This is a genomic window from Streptomyces coryli (assembly GCF_011044975.1).
Lineage (GTDB): Bacteria > Actinomycetota > Actinomycetes > Streptomycetales > Streptomycetaceae > Streptomyces > Streptomyces coryli.
In genome coordinates this window covers 1-26,963 of the sequence record NZ_JAAKZV010000042.1, presented here as the reverse complement: position 1 = coordinate 26,963, position 26,963 = coordinate 1, and the positions used below count along the sequence as shown (strand labels likewise).

General features: G+C 73.0%; 25 protein-coding genes, 1 pseudogene and 1 riboswitch. Of the genes and pseudogenes, 16 read left to right on the top strand and 10 right to left on the bottom strand.

Annotated features, from left to right (window positions below; all coding sequences use genetic code 11):
* Nucleotides 1-67: 67 nt before the first annotated feature.
* From G5C51_RS12665 to G5C51_RS12650, 4 genes are all read right to left on the bottom strand, one after another.
* Entirely contained in the window at nt 68-2,554 is a 2,487-nt protein-coding gene (locus G5C51_RS12665; RefSeq protein ID WP_165236536.1) for an ABC transporter permease, read from the bottom strand.
* The gene (locus tag G5C51_RS12660; protein WP_165236534.1) at nt 2,551-3,369 is read right to left on the bottom strand and encodes an ABC transporter ATP-binding protein; all 819 of its coding nucleotides are present in this window, start codon (nt 3,367-3,369) and stop codon (nt 2,551-2,553) included. Before G5C51_RS12660 ends, G5C51_RS12665 begins: the two co-directional genes overlap by 4 nt.
* A 133-nt stretch (nt 3,370-3,502) precedes the next feature.
* Complete coding sequence (locus tag G5C51_RS12655) at nt 3,503-4,177, bottom strand: response regulator (RefSeq protein WP_165236532.1); 675 nt, start codon at nt 4,175-4,177, stop codon at nt 3,503-3,505.
* Nucleotides 4,174-5,409, bottom strand: a complete 1,236-nt coding sequence (locus G5C51_RS12650) for a sensor histidine kinase (RefSeq protein WP_165236530.1) — start codon at nt 5,407-5,409, stop codon at nt 4,174-4,176. The genes G5C51_RS12655 and G5C51_RS12650 overlap by 4 nt, the downstream gene beginning before the upstream one ends.
* Before the next feature lie 51 nt (nt 5,410-5,460).
* On the opposite strand from G5C51_RS12650, the gene G5C51_RS12645 reads away from it, so the two are divergent.
* Nucleotides 5,461-6,093 (top strand): TetR/AcrR family transcriptional regulator, encoded by a 633-nt coding sequence (locus G5C51_RS12645; protein WP_165236528.1) that lies wholly within the window; start codon nt 5,461-5,463, stop codon nt 6,091-6,093.
* A gap of 6 nt (nt 6,094-6,099) precedes the next feature.
* Here the strand turns inward: G5C51_RS12645 and G5C51_RS12640 are convergent, their stop codons facing one another.
* Nucleotides 6,100-7,101 (bottom strand): NADP-dependent oxidoreductase, encoded by a 1,002-nt coding sequence (locus G5C51_RS12640; RefSeq protein ID WP_165236526.1) that lies wholly within the window; start codon nt 7,099-7,101, stop codon nt 6,100-6,102.
* A 1-nt stretch (nt 7,102) separates the two neighbouring features.
* Nucleotides 7,103-7,669 carry a TetR/AcrR family transcriptional regulator gene (locus G5C51_RS12635; protein ID WP_165236524.1) on the bottom strand — a complete coding sequence of 189 codons (567 nt, stop codon included), beginning with the start codon at nt 7,667-7,669 and terminating at the stop codon, nt 7,103-7,105.
* Between the two features lie 97 nt (nt 7,670-7,766).
* Between G5C51_RS12635 and G5C51_RS12630 the strand changes: the two genes are divergently transcribed.
* A complete protein-coding gene (locus tag G5C51_RS12630; protein ID WP_165236522.1) occupies nt 7,767-8,453 on the top strand; it encodes an SDR family oxidoreductase in 687 nt (228 codons plus the stop codon).
* A gap of 16 nt (nt 8,454-8,469) precedes the next feature.
* On the opposite strand, the gene G5C51_RS12625 is transcribed toward G5C51_RS12630, so the two are convergent.
* Nucleotides 8,470-9,603, bottom strand: coding sequence for a serine hydrolase domain-containing protein (locus G5C51_RS12625; RefSeq protein ID WP_165236520.1), 1,134 nt, complete (start codon nt 9,601-9,603; stop codon nt 8,470-8,472).
* A 102-nt stretch (nt 9,604-9,705) separates the two neighbouring features.
* Between G5C51_RS12625 and G5C51_RS12620 the strand changes: the two genes are divergently transcribed.
* From G5C51_RS12620 to G5C51_RS12600, 5 genes are all read left to right on the top strand, one after another.
* Nucleotides 9,706-11,313, top strand: a complete 1,608-nt coding sequence (locus G5C51_RS12620; RefSeq protein WP_165236518.1) for a serine/threonine-protein kinase — start codon at nt 9,706-9,708, stop codon at nt 11,311-11,313.
* A gap of 180 nt (nt 11,314-11,493) precedes the next feature.
* Nucleotides 11,494-12,981: an MDR family MFS transporter gene (locus G5C51_RS12615; RefSeq protein WP_338118112.1), complete on the top strand. Its 1,488-nt coding sequence runs from the start codon at nt 11,494-11,496 to the stop codon at nt 12,979-12,981.
* Between the two features lie 198 nt (nt 12,982-13,179).
* A complete protein-coding gene (locus tag G5C51_RS12610; RefSeq protein WP_165236516.1) occupies nt 13,180-13,524 on the top strand; it encodes a DUF4190 domain-containing protein in 345 nt (114 codons plus the stop codon).
* Between the two features lie 50 nt (nt 13,525-13,574).
* On the top strand, nt 13,575-15,302 hold the full coding sequence (locus G5C51_RS12605; RefSeq protein ID WP_165236514.1) for a PrsW family intramembrane metalloprotease: 1,728 nt from the start codon (nt 13,575-13,577) through the stop codon (nt 15,300-15,302).
* Between the two features lie 83 nt (nt 15,303-15,385).
* On the top strand, nt 15,386-16,276 hold the full coding sequence (locus tag G5C51_RS12600) for an alpha/beta hydrolase (RefSeq protein WP_165236512.1): 891 nt from the start codon (nt 15,386-15,388) through the stop codon (nt 16,274-16,276).
* Here the strand turns inward: G5C51_RS12600 and G5C51_RS12595 are convergent.
* Together G5C51_RS12595 and G5C51_RS12590 are read right to left on the bottom strand one after the other, a co-directional pair.
* Entirely contained in the window at nt 16,273-17,136 is an 864-nt protein-coding gene (locus tag G5C51_RS12595; protein WP_165236510.1) for a poly(ethylene terephthalate) hydrolase family protein, read from the bottom strand. The genes G5C51_RS12600 and G5C51_RS12595 overlap by 4 nt on opposite strands.
* A 148-nt stretch (nt 17,137-17,284) precedes the next feature.
* Entirely contained in the window at nt 17,285-18,487 is a 1,203-nt protein-coding gene (locus tag G5C51_RS12590) for a PucR family transcriptional regulator (protein ID WP_165236508.1), read from the bottom strand.
* Between the two features lie 159 nt (nt 18,488-18,646).
* Here G5C51_RS12590 and G5C51_RS12585 point away from each other — a divergent pair, with 159 nt between their 5' ends.
* The 6 genes from G5C51_RS12585 to G5C51_RS12560 all read left to right on the top strand — a co-directional run bounded on the left by G5C51_RS12585 (nt 18,647) and on the right by G5C51_RS12560 (nt 23,552).
* Nucleotides 18,647-20,131, top strand: coding sequence for a long-chain-fatty-acid--CoA ligase (locus G5C51_RS12585; RefSeq protein ID WP_165236506.1), 1,485 nt, complete (start codon nt 18,647-18,649; stop codon nt 20,129-20,131).
* On the top strand, nt 20,128-21,582 hold the full coding sequence (locus G5C51_RS12580) for a carboxylesterase/lipase family protein (protein WP_165236504.1): 1,455 nt from the start codon (nt 20,128-20,130) through the stop codon (nt 21,580-21,582). The genes G5C51_RS12585 and G5C51_RS12580 overlap by 4 nt, the downstream gene beginning before the upstream one ends.
* A gap of 66 nt (nt 21,583-21,648) precedes the next feature.
* Nucleotides 21,649-22,152: a fluoride efflux transporter CrcB gene (gene crcB / locus G5C51_RS12575; protein ID WP_165236502.1), complete on the top strand. Its 504-nt coding sequence runs from the start codon at nt 21,649-21,651 to the stop codon at nt 22,150-22,152.
* On the top strand, nt 22,149-22,499 hold the full coding sequence (locus G5C51_RS12570; RefSeq protein WP_165236500.1) for a DUF190 domain-containing protein: 351 nt from the start codon (nt 22,149-22,151) through the stop codon (nt 22,497-22,499). The genes crcB (G5C51_RS12575) and G5C51_RS12570 overlap by 4 nt, the downstream gene beginning before the upstream one ends.
* Nucleotides 22,496-22,870, top strand: coding sequence for a fluoride efflux transporter CrcB (gene crcB / locus G5C51_RS12565; RefSeq protein ID WP_165236498.1), 375 nt, complete (start codon nt 22,496-22,498; stop codon nt 22,868-22,870). The genes G5C51_RS12570 and crcB (G5C51_RS12565) overlap by 4 nt, the downstream gene beginning before the upstream one ends.
* An 82-nt stretch (nt 22,871-22,952) precedes the next feature.
* Nucleotides 22,953-23,552, top strand: a complete 600-nt coding sequence (locus G5C51_RS12560; protein ID WP_206313754.1) for a hypothetical protein — start codon at nt 22,953-22,955, stop codon at nt 23,550-23,552.
* Nucleotides 23,553-23,577: 25 nt separating this feature from the next.
* Here the strand turns inward: G5C51_RS12560 and G5C51_RS12555 are convergent, their stop codons facing one another.
* A complete protein-coding gene (locus G5C51_RS12555) occupies nt 23,578-24,480 on the bottom strand; it encodes an aggregation-promoting factor C-terminal-like domain-containing protein (protein WP_165236494.1) in 903 nt (300 codons plus the stop codon).
* Between the two features lie 2 nt (nt 24,481-24,482).
* A riboswitch (cyclic di-AMP (ydaO/yuaA leader) is annotated at nt 24,483-24,636 on the bottom strand.
* A gap of 241 nt (nt 24,637-24,877) precedes the next feature.
* Here G5C51_RS12555 and G5C51_RS12550 point away from each other — a divergent pair.
* The 3 genes and pseudogenes from G5C51_RS12550 to G5C51_RS12540 form a co-directional block, all read left to right on the top strand.
* Nucleotides 24,878-25,783 carry a serine hydrolase gene (locus G5C51_RS12550; protein WP_165236492.1) on the top strand — a complete coding sequence of 302 codons (906 nt, stop codon included), beginning with the start codon at nt 24,878-24,880 and terminating at the stop codon, nt 25,781-25,783.
* Nucleotides 25,784-25,902: 119 nt separating this feature from the next.
* A complete protein-coding gene (locus G5C51_RS12545) occupies nt 25,903-26,322 on the top strand; it encodes a response regulator (protein WP_420824801.1) in 420 nt (139 codons plus the stop codon).
* Between the two features lie 57 nt (nt 26,323-26,379).
* Nucleotides 26,380-26,963, top strand: a pseudogene (locus G5C51_RS12540) (ArgS-related anticodon-binding protein NrtL); the annotation flags it as partial.

Below are 26,963 nucleotides of genomic sequence, written 5' to 3'. Positions count from 1 at the left end.
GGCGAGTTGGGGGTCGTACGGGGCGGGGGCCGGCGCGATGCCGGACTCGCCGCCCCGTACCGGTGCGCTAGGACCAGCGGCGCAGCGCTCCGCGCGCCGGCAGCGTGATCGCCAGCAGCGTCAGCCCGCCGGCGGCGGCCGCGAAGGAGCCGTAGAGCAGCGGGGGCACGTACGGCGCCTCGCCGGTCATGCCGTGCATCATCGGGATGAGCGTGGCGGCGGCGATCGCGGTGCCGAGGATGACGCCCGCGGCGGAGACCAGCAGGCCTTCCCAGCGGAGCATTTGCATGACCTGGCGCCGGGTGGAGCCGACGAGGCGCAGCGTGCCCAGCTCGCGGCGGCGGTCGAGGACGGTCATCACCAGGGTGTTGAGCGCGGCGACGGCGGCGAAGCCGCCGAGGACCGCGGCCATGGTGTTGTTCATCCACGCGCCGGTCTTGGCGTCGAGGCTCTGCTCGGTGGCGTAGCCGGAGGCGTCGGTGACCTGGCCGAGGGCGGCCAGCGACTTGTCCGAGCCGCCGCTCACCAGCAGCGTGCTGTCGAATTCCGAGGTGACGTGCCCGGCCAGCGACGCGCGGTCCATGGTCACCGTGCCGAGGCCGAGCCCGCGGCCGTAGACCGCGACGACCTCGGGGCTCTCCTTGGTGCCGTCGGGGAGGTAGAGCGGCATCCGGTCACCGACGCCGACGTCCGCCGAGGCCGCCAGCGTCTTGTCGACGGCGATACGGCCGCTGCCGAGCCGGTCCAGGCTGCCTTCCGTCACGTCCAGGTCCTGCACCTCGGCGAGCTCGGCGGCCGAGCCGCTGACCCCCTGGGCCGCCGCGCCCTGCAGCGCCTTGAACTCGCCGGAGCCGGTCGGCACGAGCACCTGCGCATTCAGCACGCCGACGGCCGTGTCCACACCCGGTGCCCGGGCGGCGCGCTCCGCCGCGTCCCCGGCCGGGTCGGTGATGACATGGTCCGCGGTGATGCCCGCCCGCAGCTGCTTGTCGGCGACGTGGCGCTCGCTCGTATTCATGAAGACCAACGTCGAGGCGAAGGCGGTCGCGAGGACGATCGGGGTGATCGCGGAGGCGAGACGGCGGGCGTTGGTACGGGAGTTGGCCGCCGCGAGTGAGGCGGCAGGCCCCGCGCCGCGCAGCGGCAGGCCGAAGAGGCCCGCGCACAGCCTGGCCACCAGCGGACCGAGCAGCCCGACGGCGAGCATGAAGCACATGACGACGCCGAGGGCGGCACCGGCGGCATTGTCACCGGTCGAGCCGGCCGCGACGCCGGTGAGCGTCGCGCCGCCGACGAGGGCCAGCAGGCCGAGTCCGGTACGGATGATGCCCGGCCGCAGCCGCTCCACCGACGCTTCCGACAGCGCCTGCCCGGGCTTGATCTTCGCGGGCCGCCGTCCGGCGATCCAGCCGGCACCGAGCGCGGTGAGCAGTCCGGCACCGACGGCGATGAGCAGGGGGATACCTGAGACGTGCACCTGGACGGCGTCGGGGATGGCGCCGCGGTCCTGCAGCTGCCCGAACCACCAGTGCGCGAGCCCGATGCCGGGCAGGGTGCCGAGGATGCCGGCGAGCGGCGCGACGAGCAGGGCTTCGGAGGCGACGGCGCGGCGGATCTGCCGCGGGGTGGCGCCGATGGCGCGCAGCAGCGCGTATTCGCGGGCCCGTTGGGATACCGACAGGGCCACGGTGCCGGCCGCGGTGAAGACCGCCACGATGGCGGCGATGCCGCCGAAGGGGCCGCCGATCCCGAAGAGCGTGTCCTTGGCGTAGGCGAGACCTGGGTCCTCGACGGCGCCGCGGTCGGTGCCGGTGTGCACCTGGGCGCCGGAGCCGGACAGGGCCTTCTGCACGGAGTCGGAAAGGGCGTCGGTCTTCGTGCCGTCCTTGGGCAGCACGGCGATGGCGTCCGCCTTGCCGGGGTGTCCGGCGAGGGCGGGGGCCTGGGCGTCGGCGAACCAGGCGGTGGGGCCGGCATCCCGGGCGGTGTCCCCGGGTCCGGCCTTGGCGATGCCCGCGACGCGGAAGTCCCGCTGCCCGGCGGCGGTTTGCAGTGCGACGGTGTCGCCGACTGCCGCCTTCGCGGAGCGCGCCGCGTCGGCGTCGAGCACGACCTCGCCCGCGCCCGGCGCGGAGCCGTTGGTCAGCGCGCTGCCGGTGAAGGCGTGCGAGCCCCAGCCGTGCGCGGTGAGCGAGCCGTCCCCGGTCCGTACCGGGAAGGTGAAGTCGGCCACCGCCGCCTTCGCGCCCGGCGCCTGGGCGGCCTTCGCGGCCAGCCCGGCGTCGACCCGGGCGGTGTCCGGCAGCGGCACCGCTTCCTTCTCGCGGTCCTCGCCGCTGCCCGTGACGACGTACTTGTACTGGTCGGCCGCCGCGACGACCGGCGCCTTGGCGTACCGCTCCGCGGGCACCGAGGCGCGCAGGCCGGTCTCGAGGAGAATGCCGCAGGCCGTGACGATCAGCGCGGACATCATCAGCGCGATGAAGGTCCCCGCGAAGGACGCGGGCTTGAAGCGGACCGCCGCGCGGGCGAGTCCATTGGGCTTGAGCTTCATGCCGCCACCCCTGCCATGGCGTGCGTGTTACGGGCGGTCAGTGCCGTCATCCGGGCCGCGATCCGCTCCGCGGAGCCGCGCTCCAGACCGCCGGCGAAGGTGCCGTCGGCGAGAAAGAGCACGCGGTCCGCCCAGGCCGCGGCGGCCGGGTCGTGCGTCACCATCACCACGGTGGCGCCGAGCTGGTCGACGGCGTGCCGCAGCAGGCCGAGGACCTCGGCGGCGGTGCCGGTGTCGAGGGCACCCGTCGGCTCGTCGGCGAAGACCACATCGGGGCTGGTCACCAGCGCGCGGGCAATGGCGACGCGCTGCTGCTGACCACCGGACAGCTCGCCGGGACGCCGCCGCGCCTTGTCGGCGAGCCCGACCCGGCCCAGCACCTCCGCCGCCCGGCGGTGGTCCTGCCGTTGCCCGGCCAGCCGCATCGGCAGCAGCACATTCTGCTCAACTGTCAGCGACGGCAGCAGATTGAAAGCCTGGAAGACGAACCCGAGTCGGCTGCGCCGGAGTTCAGTGAGCTCGTTCTCGCTCATCCCGGTGATCTCCGTGCCACCCAGCCGCACCGACCCGGCAGTCGGCCGGTCCAGCCCGGCCGCGCACTGCAGGAACGTGGACTTGCCCGACCCCGAAGGACCCATCACGGCCGTAAAGGTGCCTCGCGGCAGCGCCAGGTCAACACCCGCCAAGGCGTGCACGACGCCCGCGCCCCGCCCGTACTGCCGCCGGACACCCCGCAGCTCGACGGCGAAACCGGGGTCACCCACGACCTCCGGCCCCTGGTCCGCCTTCTGTCGCCTGCCGCTGCGTAGCCTCATGATCCGCCCTTTCGCGATCTCTCCTGCTGATGGGATGGAGTGTGCGAGGACGGCTGTACGCCAGTCGTCATACGGGGGAGCCGATGTGGACGTGCTACCGGGGTAGGGGGCGGAGGAGGGGCAGGCCCCACCCCTACTCGCCCGCGGCCACCAGCCCCGACTCGTACGCGAAGACCACCGCCTGGGCGCGGTCGCGCAGGCCGAGCTTGGTGAGGACGCGGCTGACGTGCGTTTTCACTGTCTGCTCGGCCAGCACCAGGCTCTCCGCGATCTCCGTATTGGACCGGCCGCGGGCCACCAGGGTGAGGACCTCGGTCTCGCGCTGCGTCAGGGCCTTGAGCCGCAGCGTGGGCTTGCCCCGGGCGGCCGGGGTCTGCCGGGCGAAGTCCGCGATGAGGCGGCGGGTCACCGAGGGGGCGAGCAGCGCGTCGCCCGAGGCCACGACGCGGACCGCCGCGATGAGATCGTCCGGGGGCGCGTCCTTGAGCAGGAAGCCGCTGGCGCCCGCCCGCAGCGCCTCGTAGACGTAGTCGTCGACGTCGAAGGTGGTGAGCATCAGGACCCGCGGCCGGTGCGTCACGCCCGCCGGTGGCGTAAGCAGGCGGCGCGCGGCCTCCAGGCCGTCCATCTCCGGCATACGGACGTCCATCAGCACGATGTCGGGATGCGTCCGCCGGCTCAGCTCGACGCCCCGCACGCCGTCGGGGGCCTCGCCCACCACGTCGATGTCGCTCTGCGCGGCCAGCAGCGCGGCGAAGCCGGCCCGCACCATGGCCTGGTCGTCGACGATGATCACCCGGATCGTCATGGCGTCCCCTCGTTGTCGTTCGCTGTCACCGGCAGCCGCGCCGCCACCCGGAAGCCGCCGTCCGGCAGCGGCCCGGTGTCCAGCTCGCCGCCCACCAGCCGCACCCGCTCGCGCATGCCGACCAGGCCGTGCCCGGTGCCGCGCTCCTCGAGCGGCGCGGCGGGCGGCTTCGGTGGCGGCCCGTTGACGACGCGGACGGTGAGCCGCTCGCCGTCCGCCGCCACTGACACGTGGGTCGGGGCGCCCGGCGCGTGCCGGACGACGTTCGCGAGCGCCTCCTGGACGATGCGGTACGCGGAGAGGCCCACCGCCTCGGGCACGTCGGCGTCGCAGGGGGTGAACTCCACGGACCCGCCGGCCCTCGCGGTCGCCTCCACCAGCTGCGCGATCTGCGGCAGGCCCGGCTGGGGCGCGAGCTCGCCGCGCGTCTCCTCGTTGCGCAGGACGCCGAGGAGCCGCCGCATCTCGCCGAGCGACTCGCGCGCGGTCGCCGCGATCGAGGTGAACTCCGCCCGCACGTCCGGCGGCAGGCCGCCGAGGTCGTGGCGGTACGCGGCGGTGTCCGCCTGCACCGTGATGACGGACATGTGGTGCGCCACCACGTCGTGCAGCTCGCGCGCGATACGGGCGCGCTCCTCCAGCAGCGTCCGCCGGCCGCGCTCGGCCTCGCTGATCGTTTCCTGCTCGGCCAGCCTGCGCTGCGCCTCGTAGCGCTCGCGGAGCGCGGCCGCCAGCACGAGGGCGACGCCGCTGAGGATGGTGAGCAGCGTGCCGTTGCCCCGCGTGCCGTCGGGCGCGACGAACTCCAGGCCGACGCCCGCGCCCGCCGTCGCCAGCCACACCAGCACCAGCCGCCGGCGCGGCTCGCGCAGACCGAGGGCGAGGCAGAGGCCGACGTACCCGACGATCTCCATCGGCGGGAACGGCCACACCTGAGGTGCCGCCAGATCGACGGTGAGCAGGGCCAGCGCCCCGGCCACATCCGCGGCGAAGATCACGTACCAGGCCTGCAGCGGGCGGACGACGGCGAGCAGCAGCGGCGCCGCCTGCGCCACCGCCAGGGCGCTCGCGAGGCCGCCGTTCAGGCCGTAATCGACGCTGAGCACCTGGATGGTGGTGGGCAGCAGCGCGACGCACAGCACGAAGGCCAGGCCCCACGGCAGCAGACGTATCCACCGGCGCGAAGCCCCCGCGAGCAGCGCCCGCGGAGCCTCCTTCTCCAGTGACGTCATGACTTCCAGATTACACTACACCGTGCAGTGTAGTTCGGTTACGATGTGACCATGCCGGCCACGAAGACACTGCGCGAGGGGTCCACGCGGAAACGGGCCGCCATCCTCTCCGCGGCCCGGGACCTGTTTCTCGCCGACGGCTTCGACCGGACCAGCGTCGACGCGGTCGCCGCCAAGGCCGGGGTGTCCAAGCGGACCGTCTACGACTACTTCGGCGACAAGCGGACGCTGCTCAAAGCGGTCGTCGACGACGTCGGCCAGTCGCTGATCACCACGATCCGGCGCACCCTCGACGACACCCTGACCGACCGCACCCGGGCCGCGGGTCTCGAGGACGCCCTGGTCACGTTCGCGATGCGGATCGCGACCGACATGCTCGGCTCGGCGGAGTACGCGACGCTGCAGCGGCTGGTCCGGGCGGAGTCCGGCCGGCTGCAGCGGCAGGGCTACAGCTCGATGGCCGACGCCCCCGACGAGGCGCTCGCCGAGCGGTTCGCCGCCTTTGCCGCGGCCGGGCTGCTCGAGGTGCCCGACCCCCGGCTCGCGGCCGACCAGTTCATCGCGCTGACCTTCGGCGTCGCGCTGGACCGGCTCGGCTCCGCGAACGCCGCGGAGGACGCCCGCGTCCGGCCGCTCATCGTCGCGGGCGTGCACACCTTTCTGCGGGCGTACCGGAGCGCGTAGAGACCGTCAGCTGGTGGGGAGGGTGACGACGATCTTGCCCTTGGCGCGGCCGTTCTCGACGTACGCCATGGCGTCGAGGGTCTCGTCGAAGGGGAAGGTGCGGTCGAGTACCGGGACCAGGGTCCCCGCGTCGTACAGCGCGGCGAGCGCCTTCAGTTGAGCGCCGTCGGCGCGCATGAAGAAGAACGCGTAGCGGACCCCGAGCTTCCTGGCCCGCGCCCGGACCTTGCGGCTCAGCAGTCCCATGACCGGCTTCAGCAGCGGCTTGCCGACCTGCGCGGCGAAGGCGGGGTCCGGCGGGCCGACGACGCTGATCGCCAGGCCGCCCGGCTTGAGGACCGTCAGGGACTTCGTCAGGTTCTCGCCGCCGAGGGAGTCGAGCACAAGGTCGTACGCGGCGGGCTGCTCGGCGAAGTCGGTCGTCGTGTAGTCGATGACGTGGTCCGCGCCGAGGGTGCGGGCCTTGTCCGCGTCCTTGCCGTTCACGGTGGTGGTGACCGAGGCGCCGAGGTGCTTGGCGAGCTGGATCACGGTCGAGCCCAGGCCGCCCGCGCCGGCGTGGACGAGGACCTGCCGGCCGGGCTTGATCTGCGCGACATCGACCAGTGCCTGCCAGGCGGCGAGCGCGACCAGCGGGACGGCGGCGGCTTCTTCCATGGTGAGTGAGCTCGGCTTGAGGGCGACGTCGGCCCGGTCGATGGCGATGTACTCGGCGAAGGTGCCGATGCGCAGATCGCGGGGGCGGGCGTAGACCTCGTCACCTGCCTTGAAGTCCCGGACATCGGCGCCGACTCGGGTCACGACGCCGGCGACGTCGTGGCCGAGCACGAACGGGGTGCGGTACTTCAGCAGCTGCTTGAACTCGCCGTCGCGGACCATCTTGTCCAGCGGGTTGATGCCGGCCGCCCGTACCCGGACCAGGACGTCCCCGGCCCCGACCGCGGGTTCGGGTACGTCGGCGGCGTGCAGGCCGTCCTTGCCGTACGAGTCGACGACGAATGCCTTCATGTCAGCCGGCTTTCTGTGCGGTCAGCGCCGCGTGCGCGGCGGTGAGGATCTCCTCGGAGAGCGGGGAGCCCTTGGTGGCGCGGGACAGGACCAGGGCGCCGAGCATGGTGCACAGCCGCGTGATGCCGTCCTCGTCGTCGGTGGCGAGCAGCTCGGCGAAGTCGCCCACCCCCTCGGTGTATACGCGGCGGGCCGCGCGGTCTCCGCCGTCGCGCGCCATGTCGGTGGCGAGCGCGGCGACGGGGCACCCGTCCGCCACGCTGTCGCGGTGCTCGGTGGAGAGGTAGGCGTCGATCAGCGCCCGCTGGGCGGTGTCGCGCCGTCCGGCGTGCCGTTCGAGCCCGTCCTGATGGAGCCGGGTGAGCTCGTCGAAGGCGTGGGTGGTGGCCTCGTCGACGAGCGCTTCCTTGGAGGGGAACTGCTTGTAGAAGCCGCCGTGGGTCAGCCCGGCCGCCTTCATCAGGTCGGCGACGCTGACGTGGGTGCCCTGCTCGCGGAACAGCCGCGACGCGGTCTCCACCACCCGTCGGCGGTTCTCCTCCGCCTGCGCCTGCGATACGCGTCCCATGAGCCCGGCCACCTCTCGATTGGATGTCACTTGACATCTATTCTAGACCGGGTTTTAGATGGTGTCCATCATCTAAAAGTGAATGGAGCACGTGATCATGGAGCTCAAGAACGCGGTAGCGGTGGTCACCGGCGCCAACCGGGGGCTTGGCCGGCACCTGTCCGCCCAGCTCGTGGAGCGCGGCGCGAAGGTCTACGCGGCGGCCCGCCGTCCCGGGACAGTGGACCTGCCGGGCGTCACGCCGCTGCGGCTGGACGTGACCGACGAGGAGTCGATCCTGGCCGCGGCCCGTACCGCCGCCGACGCGACGCTGCTGGTGAACAACGCGGGCATCTCCACCGCCACGCCGCTCATCGCGGGCGACCCGGCCGCGGTCCGGCTGGAGATGGAGACGAACTTCTTCGGCCCGCTCGCCGTGACCCGCGCCTTCGCCCCCGTCATCGAGCGCAACGGCGGCGGCGACGTACTCAACGTCCTCTCCGTCCTGTCCTGGCTGCACCCGGCAGGCCTCGGCTCCTACGCCGCCGCGAAGGCCGCGGCCTGGGCGCTGACCAACGCCACCCGCGAGGAACTGGCACCCCGCGGCATCAACATCTCGGCGCTGCACGTCGGTTACATGGACACCGACATGGCCGCGGCCGTCCCCGCCGACCAGAAGGCCGACCCCGCCGAGGTCGCGGCCCAGGCCCTGCGCGGCCTGGAGACGGGCCTGGGCGAGATCCTCGCCGACGAGACGACGCGGTACGTCAAGCAGACGCTGTCCGCCGGGTCGAACGCGGCGTGAGGCACGCCCGCTTTCGTCAGCCGAGCGACCTCACCACCGCCCACAACAGACGCTCGTTCTCCGGTGCCGCGCCGCCCGGATAGGCGTAACGGCGGCGCGTATAGGCGTAGGTGAAGCCCTGGCGCGGGTCGGCGAAGGCGAGGGAGCCTGAGGCGCCGCTGTGGCCGAAGGCGTCGGCGGCGATGGAGGAGAAGTGGGTGGCGAAGCTGTGGAAGCCGAGGCCGAAGGCCTTCGGGGTGCCGCTCACCAGGTCCTTGCCCTCGGAGTGGATGCGGGCGAACTCGGCGGCGGTGTCCGGCTTCAGGAAGGGGTCCCGGCCATCCAGCCCGAAGACGGCCGCCGCGTACATGCCGGACAGCCCGCGCGCGGAGCCGATGCCGCCCACCGACGCCTGGCCGTTCGCCCGCACCGTACGGGAGTTGGGGAAGTCCTCCAGGGCTACGCTGCCGGGCGCGTGCTCGTTGTAGGCGATACCGGTCAGGCTGTACGGGGTGTACGCCGCTGCCTTGATCTCGGCCCGCTGCTCCGGCGTCGGCAGCATCGGCAGCGTGGAGAGGAAGCGCGGCTCCTCCGACTCCGGGAGGCCGAGCCACAGATCGAGGCCATACGGGGCGCGGATCCGCTCCTCGTACCACTCCTGCAGCGTGCGCCCGGTGGCCCGGAACACCACCTCGCCGACCAGCGCCCCGATCACGTACCCGTGATAGCCGAAGAACCGCCCCGGCTGCCAGAACGGCCGCTGCCCGGCCAGCAGCGCCGCGATCGCCCGGTCGTCGGCCAGCTCCTCCTGGGAGAAGCCGGCGTCAAGGCCGACCACCCCGGCCCGGTGCGCGAGCAGCTCGCGCAGCGTGACCCCACCCTTGCCCTCGGCGGCGAACTCCGGCCAGTACGAGGCTACGGTCCGGTCCAGATCCAGCACGCCGTCCTGGACGAGGAGCGCGGTCACCAGATACGCCGCGCCCTTGGTCGACGAGAAGACCCCGAGCAGCGACTCCCCGCTCACCCCGTCCGACCACAGATCCACCACCCGCTCGCCGCCGCGGTGCACCACCAGCTGCGCGCCCGGCGCGTGCTCCGCGCCCGCGAGGAAGGCGGCGAGCTCGTCCCGCACCGCTTCGAAACCGGCCGCCACCGTGCCCTGGACTGTCATGGATCCCGGACCTTAATCCCCCTGCGGCGACCGTGTCACGGAGGTGTATCGCTCCCGTATTCCACCTGCGGCCACCGGTGAAGGCTGCGTAAGGATGTGCGCATGACGAACCATGGGGGACCGCAACAGCCGCCGCAGCCCGGGGAGTTAGGGCAGGTTCCGTACGAGCCCGATGCGCCCACCGAGCAGGCGGCGCACGTGCCGACGCAGGTCGTGCCGCAGGAGCCGCCCGCGCCCGGCACCGGGCGGCTGATCGCCGGGCGGTACCGGCTGCTCGCCAAGCTCGGGCACGGGGGCATGGGGACCGTGTGGCGGGCGCAGGACGAGACCGTCGACCGGGAGGTGGCGGTCAAGGAGCCGCGGGTTCCGGACCATCTCACCGAGCGGGAGCGGGAGAAGATGTTCGAGCGGATGCGGCGCGAGGCGCGCGCCGCGGCCCGGCTCGACCATCCCGCGGTGGTCAACGTCCATGACGTGGCCGTCGAGGACGGGCAGCCCTGGATCGTCATGGAGTTCGTGCAGGGGCGCTCGCTCGGGGACGTATTGCGGGAGGGCACGGTCAGTGCGGTCGAGGCCGCCCGGATCGGGGCCGAGGTGCTGGGCGCGCTCGAGGCCGCGCACGCGGCGGGCATCCTGCACCGGGACGTAAAACCGGACAACGTCATGCTCGGGCGGCACGACCGCGTCATCCTCACCGACTTCGGGATCGCGCAGATCGAGGGCGAGACGTCGCTGACCGACACCGGCGGGTTCGTCGGGTCGCCGGAGTTCATCGCGCCCGAGCGGGTGCTCGGGCAGCGCCCCGGGCCCGCGTCCGACCTGTGGTCGCTGGGCGTGGTGCTGTACGCCGCGACCGAGGGCGTCTCGCCGTTCCGCCGCACCAACACCCCGGCCACCCTGCAGTCCGTGCTCTCCACCGAGCCGCAGACGCCGGCCAGGGCCGCCGGGCCGCTGGCCGGCGTGATCATGCAGCTGCTGCGCAAGGACCCGGCGGCCCGCCCGGACGCCGCCGAGGTGCGCCGCACGCTGCGGTCGCTGGCGGCGCCCGCGCCCACCATGGCGTACGACCCCGGGCTGGCGCCCACCGTCGCCGGCAGCCAGTGGGTGCCGCCGGTGCTGGCCGGCAGCCGCAAGCGGCAGTACGGGTTCCTCGGCGGCCTCGTCGCCGTCGCGGTCGCGCTGGTGCTGATCTTCGCGAACCCGTTCGGCGGCGGCGGGCTGCCGGAGGGCTGGGAGGTCCGCGTCGAGCGGGAGGCGCTGCAGGCCGAGGTGGCGGTGCCGAAGGACTACAAACGCGAGGTGAGCACCTCTCACGACGGCCTGATCAATTTCCGCGACCCGAGCGCGGTCTTCACGGTCATGGTCGAGCGGTACGACACCGCGGAAGACACCGACGCGCTCAAGCCCAAGGGTCCGGAGTGGGCCGACCACTACCGCAAGGGCGGGAGCAACGGTACGGAGATCAAGGACGCGAAGGTGACGCAGGAGAAGGCGACCGTCGACGGCAGGGAGGGCTGGGTGACCAACGTCGACTACGTCCCCTACAGCAGCACCTCGGACGATACGTACCGGTATCGCTGGCAGGAGCTGCTGGTGCCCGACGGCTCCAAGTACTGGCGGATCCGGGTGTCGATGCCGGCCGAGGGCTGGGCGCGGCCCAAGGGGGAGGAGCTGTACGACGACGTGCTGAAGGGCCTCAAGCTGTACTGAGAGTGGTCGGTGCCGCCGGAAAATGCGTGGAGAATCGAACGCGGATAAGGAAGCATCCGGGCCGACCGATGAGTTATGGCAGAAGCGTCGGTCTGCACTCGTGTAACCAACCGACGTCCGCGCCGGCGGCCCCCTGGCTGTGAGGCGACTGCGACCAGAAACCTCAGCTAGGAGCTTGTCGTGTCTGCTGCGACCCCGGAACCCACGCTCGCGAAACCGGGCCGCACGCCGCTGGTGGTGCGGCTGCTGGTGCTGGCCACGTTCGTGGTGATCCTCAACGAGACCATCATGGTCAACGCCATCCCGCGGCTGATGGAGTCGCTGGACGTCACCGAGCAGTCGGCGCAGTGGGTGTCCACCGTCTTCATGCTCACCATGGCCGCTGTGATTCCGGTCACCGGCTGGTTCCTGCAGCGGGTGACCACCAAGCAGGCGTACGGCATAGCCATGGGGATCTTCCTCGTCGGTACGGTCCTGTGCGCCGTCGCGCCGCTCTTCTCCGTGCTGCTGGTCGGCCGCGTGATCCAGGCCGCGGGCACCGCGGTGATGATGCCGCTGCTGATGACCACGCTGATGGTCGTCGTACCGGAGCAGGACCGCGGCCGCGTGATGGGCAACGTCACCCTCGCCATCTCGGTGGCGCCCGCGCTCGGCCCCGCCGTGTCCGGCGTGATCCTGCAGATGGGTTCCTGGCGGCTGCTGTTCGTCGTGGTGCTGCCGATCGCGGCGCTGGTCACGTACTTCGGTCTGCGCAAGGTCGAGAACATCGGTGAGCCGCAGGTCAGCGAGATCGACTGGTTCAGCGTCGGCGTGGCCGCGCTCGGCTTCGGCGGTCTGGTCTACGGCCTGAGCCTCTTCGGCGAGGGCGAGGACAAGCGCGCGCTCGGCATCGGCATCGGCGTCGCCGGGCTGCTGATGATCGGGATCTTCGTGCTGCGGCAGCTCAAGCTGCAGCGGGGCGGCACGCCGCTGATGGACCTGCGCACCCTGCGGCACGGCACGTACGCGCTGTCGCTGGCGCTCATGTCCATCGGGTTCCTGACCATGATGGGCGCGATGATCCTGCTGCCGCTCTACCTGCAGAACCTGCGCGGGCTCAGCCCGCTGGAGACCGGCCTGCTGGTGATGCCGGGCGGTCTGGCGATGGGTGTGCTGGGGCCGCAGGTCGGCAAGATCTTCGACCGCGTCGGCAGTCGGCCGCTGGTGCTGCCGGGCTCGATCGGCATCGTGATCGCGCTGGTCGGCTACACGCAGATCTCGATGGACATGCCGTACTGGCAGATCCTGGGGCTGCACGTGCTGCTCATGGTGAGCCTGGCGACGACGTTCACCCCGCTCTTCTCGCTCGGCATGGGCGCGCTGCCCCCGCAGCTGTACTCCCACGGCAGCTCGATGCTCGGCACCCTGCAGCAGGTCGCCGCGGCCTTCGGCACCGCGCTGATGGTGACGGTGATGACCGCGCGCACCACGAGCGAGATCGAGGCGGGCGCCGCCCCCGCGGCCGCGCAGGTCAGCGGCCTGCGGCTGGCCTTCATCGTGGCGGCGGCGCTGGCCCTGGTGACGGTCGCCCTGGCGGCCCGCCTCCCGCAGCGCGTCGCGCCGGCCGAGGGGCCTGGCCACGACACCACGGACGAGGACGACGAGCCGGTCAAGGCCGGCCAGCCGTGACGGGGTGCGGATGACGTAGGAAAACGGGTCCCCCGGCGCGTGTGATGTGCGCCGGGGGACCCGTTTTTACGTCCACGTGCGGTGCTACTCGGATTCTGAGCAGTGTGATGTCTTGGTCGCGCACAGCGCTGAGTGGAGTGGGTGACCGGTATTGGATAATTGTTCGACGTAGATCCAGGCAGGGAAGGGGTGCGGTCAATGACAGCCTCGTGGGGTGTGCCGCCGCAGCCCTGGAGCTGGCAGCTGCGGGAGCCCGCGCGCAATGGGCTCGGGATCGCCGGGCTGGTGTTCTCCATCTCCGGTCTGGTGCTGTGGCTGATCGCCTTCGCCGGGCTGCCGCTGTCCGCCGCGGGCGTGATCTGCGGCGCCGTCGCCCGCCGGCAGGCGCGGCGGGGCACGGCCACCAACGGCGGGATGGCCCTCGCCGCCATCATCGTCGGGGCGATCGGCGTGCTCGTGAGCGCGATCTGGCTGGCGGTCATCATCTACCTCGTGCTCCACCCCGACCTGCTGAACGAAGCCGAATCGGGCGGCAGCCGATGACCCCGGCCTATCAGCCCTCATCCGCAGAGGCAGAGGCAGAGGCGCCGCCCATGGACCACGTCATCCCGGCCGCCCCGCCGAAGCGGCCCGCCTTGTGGCGCCGTCCCAAGGTCTGGCTCGTCCTCTTCATCGTCGTGCTGTGTGCCACCGGCGCCACCACGCTCTACGTGCTGCAGAGCGAGGTCGGCCTCGGCGGCTTCATCGGCGGCATGCTTTTTGCCGCGGTGCCGGTGCCGCTGGTGCTGTGGGGGCTGGTGTGGCTCGACCGGCCTGACCCCGGGCCCGTACGCAATGTGGTGCTCTCCTTCGCCTGGGGCGCCTGCGCGGCGACGCTGACCGCGATGCTGCTCAACTCGTGGTTCCGGGTGCAGATCGCGGACCTGTCGCCGGTGTCCGCGCATGACGCGGACCGGCTCACCGCGATCGTCGGGGCGCCGGTGGTGGAGGAGACCGGCAAGGCCGTCGTGGTGCTGCTGGTGCTGTGGTTCCGGCGGCGGGAGCTGCGCGGCATTACGGACGGCATCGTGCTGGCGGGCGCGTCCGCGGCGGGATTCGCTTTCGTGGAGAACATCCTCTACATCGGCTCCGGCTTCGTCGACGACGTGAACGAGGCCGGGGACGAGGAGGGCCAGGCGCCGGGCGCGCTGCTGATCTTCTTCGCGCGCGGGGCCCTGTCGCCGTTCGCGCATCCGCTCTTCACCGCGATGACCGGCATCGGCATCGCGCTGGCCGTGCGCTCGCGGCGGCGCTCGGGCCGGGTGCTGTGGCCGCTGGCCGGCCTCGGCGGCGCGATGCTGCTGCACGCGCTGTGGAACGCCGGCGCGATGGTGCACCAGGCCGCCTTCATGCTGCTGTACGCGCTGCTCTTCGCGCCGACGCTGGGCGGCGTGATCTGGCTCGCGGTCTGGGACCGGCAGCGGGTGCTGGCGGCGGTCCGCGAGCAACTCCCGCGCTACGCGGCAGCGGGCTGGCTCGAACCGATGGAGATAGCCGCCCTGGGCTCCCGCGCGGCGCGCCGCACGGGCCGCGAGTTCATCACGGGCTGGCACGGCAAGCAGGCGGGCAAGGAGTACGACGCGTACGTCCGCGCGGCGACCAGGCTGGCGCGACTGCGGGCGGGACATGCGGAGGCCTTCGGCGAGGCGGTGCCACGGGCGGACGCCGGCGGAGCACAGCACTTCGGGGAGGCGGCTCCGGCCCCGGACGCCTCCGGCGGGGAGTCCACCTCCGCAGGGGTGCCCGCCGTAGCTGTCAACGGCGCCGTGGCGGTGCCTGAGCTCGCCCGCCAGGAGCGGCAGTACCTCGACGCCATCTACCAGCGGCGCCATCTCATCCGGCCCGCGCTGCTCTACGCGGCCAGCCGCCGCGGGCGCTGGGTTCCGGTGCCGGTCGGCGGTCCGGGGCCTGGGGCCGCGCCGCCGATGCAGCCGCCGACTCAGCCGCCGCTCGCGAAGCCGGCCGGTCGTGGTGACGCGCTCGCCACCACCGCCCTCGTCCTCGGCATCGCCGGTGTCCTCGCCGGTGCCGCCATGCAGCTCTTCTGGCTCGCCTATCCGCTCGGCGCCGCCGCCCTCGGCTTCGGCGCCGGTGCGATCGCCCGGGTGCGCGCCGGACGTTCCACGGCCCGCGGCGTCAGTCGCACCGCCGTCGGCCTCGGCGGCGCCGCCGTGGTGCTGTCCGCGATCGGGATGCTGCTCTTCTTCGAGTACTCCGACTCCGTACCGGACGAGACCCGCCCCAAGGACGGCATCGGCGTACGGGACCGCTCCGCGGACTGATCAAGTCCGGCATCCCCCCTGGTCACAGCGATCAAAAGGCTGCAGGATCGAGCGGTGCCGTACACAGAGAGCAGGAGCGACGGATGAGTCTGTCCATGGGGGCCACCAGCGCGCTGATCCGGCTGAAGACCTGGCGGGCGCAGCTCCGCGGGCCCGTCGACCTCTTCAACCGGGAATACCCCGAGCCCGCACCCATCCCGCCCGCACTGCGCCGCCAGTACGACATCACCGAGACGACCGTCGCCGACCGCCCGGTCCTCCGCCTCACGCCCCGCGGCGCCGCCCGCGCGACCGGCCACCACATGATCTACACCCACGGCGGCGGCTACGTCCTCGCGCTCCAGGCCGCCCACTGGCGGATCGTGGAGGGCATCGCCCGGGACACCGGCGCCACCGTCACCGTCCCGCTCTACCGGCTCGCGCCGGAGGGCAGTGTCGACGAGGCGTACGACTTCCTGCAGACCGTCTACGAGAAGACCGCCGCCGAGGCGGGCGACCGCGGCGTCACCCTGGCCGGCGACTCCGCCGGCGGCGGGCTCGCCGTCGGCCAGGCGGTCGCCTACCGCGACCGCGGCCTGCCGCCGCCCCGCCAGGTGGTGGCCCTCGCCCCGTGGCTCGACCTCTCCCTCACCCACCCCGGGATCGCCGCGGTGCAGCCGCACGACGTCATGCTGCAGGCCGAACGCCTCGTCGGCGCGGGCACGTTGTGGGCGGCGGGCAACGACCTCCGCGACCCCCGCCTCAGCCCTCTGCACGCCGACCCCGCCGGGCTGCCCCCGGTCCACCTCTTCCAGGGCGGCCGCGACATCCTCGCCCCGGACACCTTCACCTTCGCCGCCCGCCTGACCGAGGCGGGGAACAAAGGCAGCTTCCATTACGCACCGACCGGCATCCACGTCTACCCCGGCGCCGTACGCACCCCGGAGGCGCGCCGGGCGCTGGCCACGGTGCGGGGCCTGCTGCGAGCGGCCTAGCCCGGCAGCGCCTCCGCCCCGGCGTTGCGCCGCCAGTCCGACCACAGCGTGGTGTCCGTGCAGTAGCCGCACTGCGGCCCGAAGAACGCGGCGCGGGCGTTCGCGTCGCCCATCAGCCAGAAGCGCAGCCACGCCGTGGCCGGCGCCCGGAACGCCCCGCCGTCCCCGATCGAGCCGAGATGCCCCGCACCGCGGATCTCGCCGTAGACGGACGGCACATGGTCCGAGTCGTCGTGGAACGCCCGTACCAGCACCGGTGGGACGGTCAGATCGCGCTCCCCGGCCAGGTAGAAGACCGGCTCGTCCATCCGGTCGGGATCGGCGAGCGGCCCCGGCTGGATGGGGACGGCCGTGTCCACCCGCGGGTCGGCGGCGGCGTTGATGGCGGCGGCGCCGCCCTGGGAGTGGCCGGCGGAGCCGATGTGCTCGAGGTCGACCTTCTGGTGGAAGGCGCTGGCGCCGTCGGCGTTGCGGCGCTCCAGGACGTCGATGCCGGCGCGCATGCTGATCGCGAAGTTGGAGGTGGGGGTGTTGGCGGCGGCCACGATGAAGCCGTGGCTCGCCCAGTGGCGCAGCAGGTCGCTGTAGATCCCCGGCACCGCGCCGGTGCCGTTGCCCCAGATGATCACCGGGTGGCGCTCGCCCGACTGCCCCATGGTCCGCGGGTAGTAGAAGGTGTGCGCGACCTCGATATCGACCTTCACCTCGTACGGGCCGGGCTGCCCCCACGCCGTACCGACCGACGGGATCGAGGCGATCTCGGTCTCGGCGGCGGCGCCCGCCGTACCGGGGACGGCGCCGACCGCGAGGAGTGCGGCGAGGATGAGGCTGTGGAGGGTGCGGCGGGTTGTCCTTGGCATCGGGGCTCCCAGGCGTCAGGCGGCTCGCACCGAATGTGGCTGATCACCCGCGCCGGAGCGAGCCCGCGGCGCCGTCCGGCGGCAGCTGCACAGGAACCGCCCCGGCCCGCTTGGGCGTTGGCCCAAGCCGTTGGCCAAGCCGCGACCGTCAGCGCGGCACCTCCGCCGCCCGCAGCGCCAGCGCCCAGCCGAGCCGGGCCTCGCCCGACTCCTGCGGCCTGCCGGTCAGTTCGGCGACCCTGGCGATCCGGTTGAGCACCGTATTGCGGTGGCAGTAGAGCAGCTCGGCCGCGCGGGACGCCGAGCAGCCGGCGTCCAGCCACACCCGCAGCGTCTCCAGCAGCACCGGGCCCTCGGAGCCGCTGCGCAGCACGCCGTCGAGATAGCGGCAGAGCAGCCGCTCGGCGATCTCCGGGTCGCGGGTCAGCACCGCCTCCACGAGGCGTTCGTCCAGCGCCGCCACCCGTCCGCTGCCCGGCGGCAGCGTGCGCAGCGCACGCTCCGCCAGCCGCAGCGCCGTATCCGCCTCCGCCAGCTCCTCGAACGGCGGCGAGACCCCCGCGGTGCCGCCCAGCTCCTTGCGCAGCACCGCCGCCAGCTCGTCCGGTTCCAGGCCGCCGAGCCGTACGACACCGGCATACCGCTCCGCCCGCGGACGCCAGAACGACCACATGCCCGCATCGCGCAGCGCCGGACCCGGATTCGGTGGCGCCGCCGGGTCCTGGTCCACGACGACCACCGCGTACCGGTCCCGCGGCGGGATGCCCAGGGCCGCGGCCGCGTCCGCCGCCACCGCGGGATCGCTGCCGCGGCCCTCCAGCAGCGCCTCGAAGAGGGCGCCGCGGCGGGAGTCCTGGCGGTGGTGCAGTTCCAGCTGGGTGCGGCGGTACGCGTCGGACATCACCGTCGAGAACCGGTCGATGGTCTCCCAGAGCGCCCCGGCCACCTCCAGGCCCAGATCCTGCTCGGCCGCGGACCGACCGCGCAGCGGCTCGGTCATGGCCTGCCACAGCACCCGGCCGCCGCGGCGGTACGCGAGCAGCACGGTGGCCAGCGGCATGCCCTGCTCGGCCCGCCGCCGGCCGGTCTCGGTGGCGGCGGCCGTGATGTCGCCGGCGCTGGCCGGTAGTTCGCCGAAGTCCTCCAGGGCGAGGACCAGGTTCTCCCGGCAGATGCCGTGCAGGTCGCTGAGCGAGACCGGGCGCCCGGAGGCGTAGGCCTGGCTGTGCGCGCGGATGTCCGCGACCACCCGGCCGGTGAGCGCGTCGATGTCCGCGAGCAGCGTCTGCGCCAGGCGGCGGCGCAGCGCGCGCTCCGCTTCGGCCGGCGCGCCCGTCCCTGTCGCTGTCATGGGGCGCAGATTAGGCCGCTGCACCGCGGCCGGGGAAGCTCCGCGTGCTGCTGCCCAGGTGGGGCCCGTACGGGATGGGCATCTGCACATGGTCCGCGGCGGGCCGGATGGCTGATGCTGGCGGCAGCCACCGCCCCCTCGCCGCCCATGGGAGCCGCCATGCAGCTGAGCGTCGCCACCATCCTGCAGGACTCCGCCACCCGCCATCCCGACCGCACGGCGGTCGTCGAGGACGGCGACCGGATCAGCTACCGCGAGCTGTGGCAGGAGGTGCTCGGCTTTGCCGCCGAGCTGCGGGCCCGGGGCGTACGGCCGGGGGACCGGGTCGCCGTGCTGCTGCCCAACACCGCCGACTTCCCGCGCGCTTATTACGCCGTGCTGGTCGCCGGCGGCACGGTCGTCCCGGTGCACGCGCTGCTGGTCGCCGACGAGGTGGCGTACGTGCTCCGGCACAGCGGCTGCGCGGCCGTCGTCAGCGGCGGGCCGCTGCGCCCGGTCGCCGAGGAGGCCGCCGCGGCCGTGGGCATCGACGTCCTCGACGTCAGGACCGACCGCGCGCCGCTCCCGCTGCCCGAGCCGCGCCGCCCCGACGACATCGCCGCGATCCTCTACACCAGCGGCACCACCGGGCGGCCGAAGGGCGCGCAGCTGACCCACCTCAACCTGACCATGAACGCCGCCGTCTGCGCCCAGGACCTGCTCGGCCTCACCCCCGACGACGTCGTCCTCGGCTGCCTCCCGCTCTTCCACAGCTACGGGCAGTCCTGCGCCATGAACGCCGCCCTGCGCGCCGCCGCCACCCTCGTCCTCACCCCGCGCTTCACCGGCCCCGGCGCCCTGCGGCTGCTGGCCGAGGAGGAGGTCACGGTCTTCATGGGGGTGCCCACGATGTACCACGCGCTCACCGAGGCCGCGGCCGCGGAGCCGCGCAGGCCCGCGGCGCTCCGGGTGGCCGTCTCCGGCGGCGCGGCGCTGCCCGTGGCGCTGCTGGAGCGCTTCGAGGCGGCCTTCGACACGGTGATCCTGGAGGGCTACGGCCTCACCGAGACCTCCCCGGTCGCCACCTTCAACCAGCACGCCACCGGGCGCCGCCCCGGCACCGTCGGCCACCCCGTCTGGGGCGTCGAGGCCGGCATCGCCGACGCCGCCGACGACAAGCGGATCGCGCTGCTGCCCGACGGCTCGACCGGCGAGGTGGTGCTGCGCGGCCACAACATCTTCGCCGGCTACCTCGACGACCCGGACGCCACCGCCGCCGCGGTCGTCGACGGCTGGTTCCGTACGGGCGACCTCGGCGTCCGCGACCCGGACGGCTTCCTGCGCATCGTGGACCGCAAGAAGGACCTCATCATCCGAGGCGGCTTCAACGTCTACCCCCGCGAGGTCGAGGAGGTCCTCGCCCGGCACCCCGCCATCGCCCAGGTCTCCGTCATCGGCCTGCCCGACGAGTCCAGGGGCGAGGAGATCTGCGCCGCCGTCGTGCTGCGCCAGGGTGCCGCGGCGACCCCCGGCGATCTCGCCGACTGGGCGCGCGAGCGGCTCGGAAAGCACAAGTACCCGCGTATCGTGCGGCTCCTGGACGATCTGCCGCTCGGCCCCAGCGGCAAGGTCCTCAAGCGCGAACTCAGGGAGGCCTGCGCATGACGGTCGTGGCCACCGCGCACGGCAAAGTGCGCGGCACCGACGAGGACGGCATCGCCGTCTTCCGCGGCATCCCGTACGCGGCCGCCCCGGTCGGCGAACACCGCTTCCGCCCGCCCGCGCCGGTCACCCCGTGGGAAGGGATCCGCGACGCCACCGCCTTCGGCCCGACGGCGCCGAAGAACCCGTACCGGCCGCCCATGGACGCGCTGCTGCCCGACCCGGACATCCCCGGCGACGACTGCCTCAACCTCAATGTCTGGACCCCGGCGCCCGGCGGCGGTTCGAGCCCGCTGCCCGTCATGGTCTGGATCCACGGCGGCTCCCTCCGTAACGGCTCCGCCTCCCTCCCGGTCTACGACGGCCGCGCCTTCGCCCGCGACGGCGTCGTCCTCGTCTCCCTCAACTACCGCCTCGGCATCGAGGGCTTCGGCGTCTTCCCCGACGCCCCCGCCAACCTCGGCCTGCGCGACCAGCTGGCCGCACTCGCCTGGGTCCGGGAGAACATCCACGCCTTCGGCGGCGACCCGGACCAGGTCACGGTCTTCGGCGAGTCCGCGGGCGCCATCTGCATCGCCGCCCTGCTCACCAGCCCGTACGCGGAGGGGCTCTTCCACCGCGCGGTGATCCAGAGCGGCGCCCCGATGGCGGTCCCGCCCGCGAAGGCCAGGACCACGACCACCGCCATCGCCCGCCGCCTCGGCATCGACGCGACCGCCGAGGCCTTCGCCGCCGCCGACCGCGCCGCCCTCCTCGCGGCGCAGGCCGCCGTCACCGCCGGCGGCAACCCGCTCACCGGGCGGGCGGGATTCCACCTCGTCGTCGACGGCGACGTGCTGCCGCGGGACCCCGCGACCGCACCGCCGGGCGGCCCCGGCGACGCCGTCGACCTGCTGGTGGGCTGCAACACCGAGGAGTACCGGCTGTGGTTCGTCCCCGGCGGCCACGTCGAGCGGATCGGCCGCCTCGCGCTGCGCGCGGCGATGGTCAAGTTCCGGGTGCCGTGGCGCGCCGCCCGTATTTACCGCGCCGCCCGGCCCGGCGCCTCGCCGGGGGAGATCCTCGGCGCCCTCGCCACCGACCTGCTGCTGCGCGTCCCGGCCAATCGGCTGGCCGACGCCCGGTCCGCCGGTCCAGGACACACCTTCGTCTACGAGTTCGCCTGGCCGTCACCCGTCCAGGGGCTCGGCGCCTGTCACGCCCTGGAGATCGGCTTCGTCTTCGACAACCTCGACACCCCGGACGCGCACGCGCTGGCGGGCCCCGACGCCCCGCAGGAGCTGGCCGCCGCCATGCACGCCGCCTGGGTGTCGTTCGCGGCCACCGGCGACCCCGGCTGGGCCCGGTGGAACGGCGACCGGCCGGTGATGACCTTCGGCCGCGACGGCGCCCGCGTGGTGCGGGCGCCCCGGGACGACGAGCGGCGGTTGGTGGCCCCGCGCCGCGCTGCGTAGCCTGAAGCCCTGCCGACGCACCCCGCATCGCCGCGACGGCAACCGGCGGGCAGGAGGAGACAGCGCATGACGGCCGCCCCGAGGCCGCATCTGGCGGAGCCCATCGACCCCGACACGCCCCCGGCCGCCCCGCGCCGGCACGCGTGGCGCGGGCAGGGTCCCGTCATCGCCATGGTCGCCCTCGGCGGCGGCCTCGGCGCCGCCGCCCGGTACGGGGCCTCGCTGCTGTGGCCGACGGCGCCGCCGGACGCGTTCCCCTGGACCACGCTCGCCGTCAATGTCGTCGGCTGCGCGGTCATCGGCGTCTTCATGGTCGTGATCACCGACGTGTGGGCGGCGCACCGCCTCGTCCGCCCGTTCTTCGGCACCGGCGTCCTCGGCGGCTTCACCACCTTCTCGACGTACGCCGTGGACATCGAGCGCCTCGTGGACGGCGGCCGCGCCGCCTTGGGCCTGGCGTATCTCGGGCTCACACTGGTGGCCGCGCTGCTCGCCGCGTGGCTGGCGGCGACGGGCACCCGCCGGGCGGTCCGTTGGCGCGCGAAGCGACCCCGAGGAAGCACGCGATGACCAGGCTCACCGGCCCCGCCCTGCGGGTGACGATCTTCATCGGCGAGAGCGACACGTGGCGGCACAAGCCGCTCTACACCGAAATCGTCCGCCGCGCCCACACCGCAGGCCTCGCCGGCGCCAGCGTCATGCGCGGCATCGAGGGCTTCGGCGCCTCCTCGGTGATACACACCTCCCGGCTGCTCTCGCTCAGCGAGGACCTGCCGGTCGCGATCATCATCGTGGACGCCGAGGAGCGGGTACGGGCCTTCCTGCCCGAGCTCGACGAGCTGGTGGGGGAGGGCCTCGTCATCCTCGACGAGGTCGAGGTGGTCCGCTACGTCGGCCGCGGCGAGGACTCCCGTTGAACTGGCTGCTCGTCATCGCCGGCGCCATGGTCGGCGCCCCCCTCCGCTACGTCACCGACCGCGCGGTGCAGCTGCGCCACGACTCGGTCTTCCCGTGGGGCACGCTGGCGGTGAACGTGACCGGCTGCCTCGTCCTCGGCGTGCTGACGGGCGCGGCGGTCGCCGGCGCGGCGGGGGACCGGGTGGAGCTGCTGCTCGGCACCGGGCTGTGCGGGGCCCTCACCACGTATTCGACCTTCTCCTACGAGACGCTGCGGCTGGCGGAGGAGGGGGCGCGCTTCTACGCGGCGGCCAACGCGGTCGCGAGCGTGGTGGCGGGCCTCGGCGCGGTGTTTATCGGGGTGGCGGTGGCGCGGTCCTTCTGGGGATGACGCCGCGTCCCCGCCTCCGTGACCAGGCGCGGTGTCCCCGATTCGGACCGGGCTGGACGGGACGGGCGGGTGATCCGCAATAATGCGCCCCGTGGACGCGAAGAAGGGCACCAACATACCGACCGTGAACGCCGCCGCCACCGACCCGGCCGCGGTGCCGGGGCTCGTGCCCGCACAGCGGGAGGCCGGGCCCGAGGGGGCGGACGAGGCGCGGGCCGCGGACGTGGAGACGGACGTCGACACGGACGCGGAGGACACCGGCGCCGAGGCTGATGCCGAGGCTGATGCCGAGGCCGATGCCGCCGCGGAGAGCGCGGACGACAGCGGCGCGGACGAGGCGAAGGACGAAGCGGGCGAGGACGCCGAGGACTCCACGGACGACGAGGACGACGCCGAGCCCGGCGACGGTCCCGTCTTCGAGGCCTCCGACCGCCGCGGCTCCGTCACCATCGACGCCACCGGCGTCCGCTTCACCCTCGACGACACCGAGGCGGACTTCGGCTGGGACGAGATCGGCGCCGTCGAGTACGCCACCGCGCGTTTCGGCCGCCGGCTCACCGTCACCGTGCACACCCGCCGCCGGCGCGAATACCCGGCCGAGGTGACCGCGTCCAGCAAGGCCGCCCTCAACGAGTGGACGACCTCACTGGACGAGGCGCTGGACGCCTACCTCGACGAGTAGCGCGTACGAGGGGTCAGGCGCTCACTCAGTACCACTGGTTCGCCTGCCAGAACTCCCAGGCGCCGCACGGGCTGTCGTAGCGCTCGTTCATGTAGGTCAGACCCCACTTGATCTGCGTGATCGGGTTCGTCCGCCAGTCGTCGCCCGCCGACGCCATCTTGGAGCCGGGCAGCGCCTGCACCAGGCCGTACGCGCCCGAGGTCGGGTTCGTCGCCTTGTAGTTCCAGCTGCTTTCGCGCTCCACGATGTTGCTGAAGCAGGTGAACTGATCCGCCGGCATCATCTTCTGCGCGGCGGCCTTGATGCCCGCTTCGGTGGTGGGGATCGAGCCGGAGCCGGAGCCGGAGCCGCCCGAGCCCGAGTCCGAGCCCGAGGAATCCGACGCCTGCTGAACGGGGTTCGCGACCTTCCCGCCCTCGGTGTCGATCTTCAGCTTCGTGCCCACCTTCAGCGCGGCGGGATCCGAGCCGATCGTGTCCTTGTTGTCCGCGTAGACGCGCTGCCAGCCGCCCGGCACGTCGTACTTCTCCGCGATCTTCCCGAGCGAGTCGCCGGCCGCGACGGTGTGCGTGACGTAACGCTGGTCGGAATCGGCGGCCTTGTCCGCGGTCTGATCGGCCGTCCCGCCGGAACCGGCGCCGGACTTGGCCTGGCCCTCGATGTCCAGGTTCTGCCCGGGCAGGATCAGATCCGGATCGTCGCCGACCGTCTTCTTATTGGCCTCGTACAACTTCTGCCAGTCGGACCCGTACCCGTGGTCCGCCGCGATGTCCGAGAGGGTGTCGCCCTTCTCCACCGTGTACGCGTTGGCGGCCGACGCCGCGAGCGTGCCGAGGGCGGGGAGGGCGATGCCTATGCCCGCGACGGTGACGACGCGGCGGGCGGCGATGTGCTGTTTGGGAGCGCGGCGTGTGCCGGTACCGGCCATGCTGGGACTTTCTCCGGCGCCTGCGAGGTGAGCTGTCGGGTTCGGGCTGGAGCTGCCCGGCCGCGCCAATCGGTGCGGCTGCACCCCTAGTCGGGAAAGTCCCCGACGGAGAACGTTGGTTCCCCCGCTCCTGCCCTGCGGTGGCAAGACGACGGTGCCGGCCCCCGACGGGCAGGATTCGGCGGATCGGGGGACGCGGTGCTCGCGTGTGCGAACTGCCGCGACACTAAGAGATCGCGACGGTAGATCACAAGCACATCACGGACAAACATCAGACCCTTGACCCTCTGTCGCTACTCGGGTACGCATCCGTCCCCACGTTCCCGACTTTCCGTTTTTAAGCCGATGTTGAGGTAGCTCCCATGAGTCTGTGAAGTGCGCTGCCTAGCTTCGCGACGTGACCCGCTCACCTCGTATCCCGATAGCGACCACCGCCGCCCTGCTGGCTCTCGCGGCGAGTGCGGCATGCCAGTCACCGGGCCGCACGGCCGAGGCGGCGGAGCCGTCCCGGACGACCTCGCCCACGCGCTCGTCGACTCCGACGCCGACCCCGACCCCCACTCCGACACCCGACCTCGACGCGGCCGTGGACGCCGCCCTCGCGGCCCTCCCCGACCCATCAGGCCGATACGCCATAGCCGTTACGGACCTCACCACCGGCGAGCAGGCCGGGCATGGCACCGGCACGTACGACACCGCCAGCATCGCCAAGGTCGACATCCTGGCCGCGCTGCTGCTCAAGGCCCAGGACGACCACCGCAAGCTCACCGCCTCGGAGAAGCGGCTCGCGGAAGCGATGATCACCCGCAGCGACAACGCGTCCGCCGACACCCTCTGGCGCTCCATCAGCGGCGCCGCGGGCCTCGCCGCCGCCAACAAGCGCCTGGGCCTGACCGATACGGACCCGGGCAGCGGCGGTCACTGGGGCCTGACCCGCACCACCGCGGCGGACCAGCTCCGCCTGCTGAAGGCCGTGTTCACCGCCGACTCCCCGCTGTCGGCCGACTCGCGCGCCGTCCTCGACGACCTCATGTGCCGCGTCGTCTCCGAGCAGCGCTGGGGAATCTCCGCGGCGGTCGCGGGAGTTGCGGACGGCTCCGTAGCGCTCAAGAACGGCTGGCTGCCGCGCACCACCACCGGCCGCTGGGACGTCAACAGCATCGGCCGCGCCCAACGCGACGGCCACACCTACCTGGTCGCGGTGCTGTCCGACGGGCATGCGACCCGGGGGGCCGGCATCGAGACGGTCGAGCGGGTCGCGGACGCGGCCGTCGACGCGGCAGCCGATACAGAAGCGACATAGCAGTAAACGGTTCCACGCCGGCTTCCCCGCGCGCGGGGAAGTGCGCAAAGCCGGGACGCGGCGGCTCTCCCGCGCCTACCCTTTTCCCTGTGCCTGGCTTGTCCGGTCGGGTCCTTGTTGTGGACGACAACAAGGTCATCCGGCAGTTGATCAGGGTCAATCTCGAGCTGGAGGGCTTCGAGGTCGTGACCGCGGCTGACGGTGCCGAATGCCTGGAGGTCGTGCACCGCGTACGGCCCGATGTGATCACGCTCGACATCGCGATGCCGCGCCTCGACGGCCTCTGCACCGCCACCCGGCTCCGCGCCGACCCCCGCACCCGGGACCTGCCGATCGCGATCATCAGCGCCTGCACCCAGCTCGAGGCCGAGGTCGGCAGGGCGGCGCGGGTCGACGCCTTCCTGTCGAAGCCGTTCGAACCGGCGGAGCTGGTCAGGGTGGTCCGCCGGCTGACGGTCCTGGCAGGCGAGGGCCGCGGCGCAGCGGCGGAGGACGCCGCGGCCGACGACGCGGAGTCCGCCGGAACCGCCCTCCGCTGATCCCACCTGCCGAAACCGGTTGGCCCCGCCCCCGGGTCCCTGAAATACGCTTGTCCCGTGACCCCCGCCGAGCTCTCCCGCACCGTGCGCTGCGCGCTGCGCGCAGCCATCGCGGACGGCGAGCTCACCCTTCCCGGCGCACTGCCGGACCACGTCCTGGTGGCCCCACCACGCCCCGGCGGCGCAGGCGACCTCGCGACAAACGTCGCACTACAACTCTCCGGCCCGGCCCACCGCCCCCCACGCGCAGTGGCGGAGATCCTCCAGCACCGCCTGGAACAGACACCCGGCATCACGAAGATCGAGATCACAGGCCCCGGCTTCCTGAACTTCACCCTGTCGGCGAACCCACACGCGGAAGCGGTCGCAGCGGCCCTGCGCGAGGGCGGCGCGTACGCGGACTCAAAGACCCTGGCGGGCGAGACCTTCGTTCTGCGGCCGACACCCGGGGACGTACGAGCGAAGACTGCGGCGGAGGCATTGGCGAACGTCCTGCGAACCGCAGGCGCCGAGGCCGCAACTCCGGACGATCGACCCGCGCAGCGGGTCGTCCAGGCCCCTCCGGGGGAGGGCATCCCGCAAGGCGGGACGGGCTGGCCCGGGACGTTGCGCGAGCCGCCCCACCCGGCCCGCACCGAGAC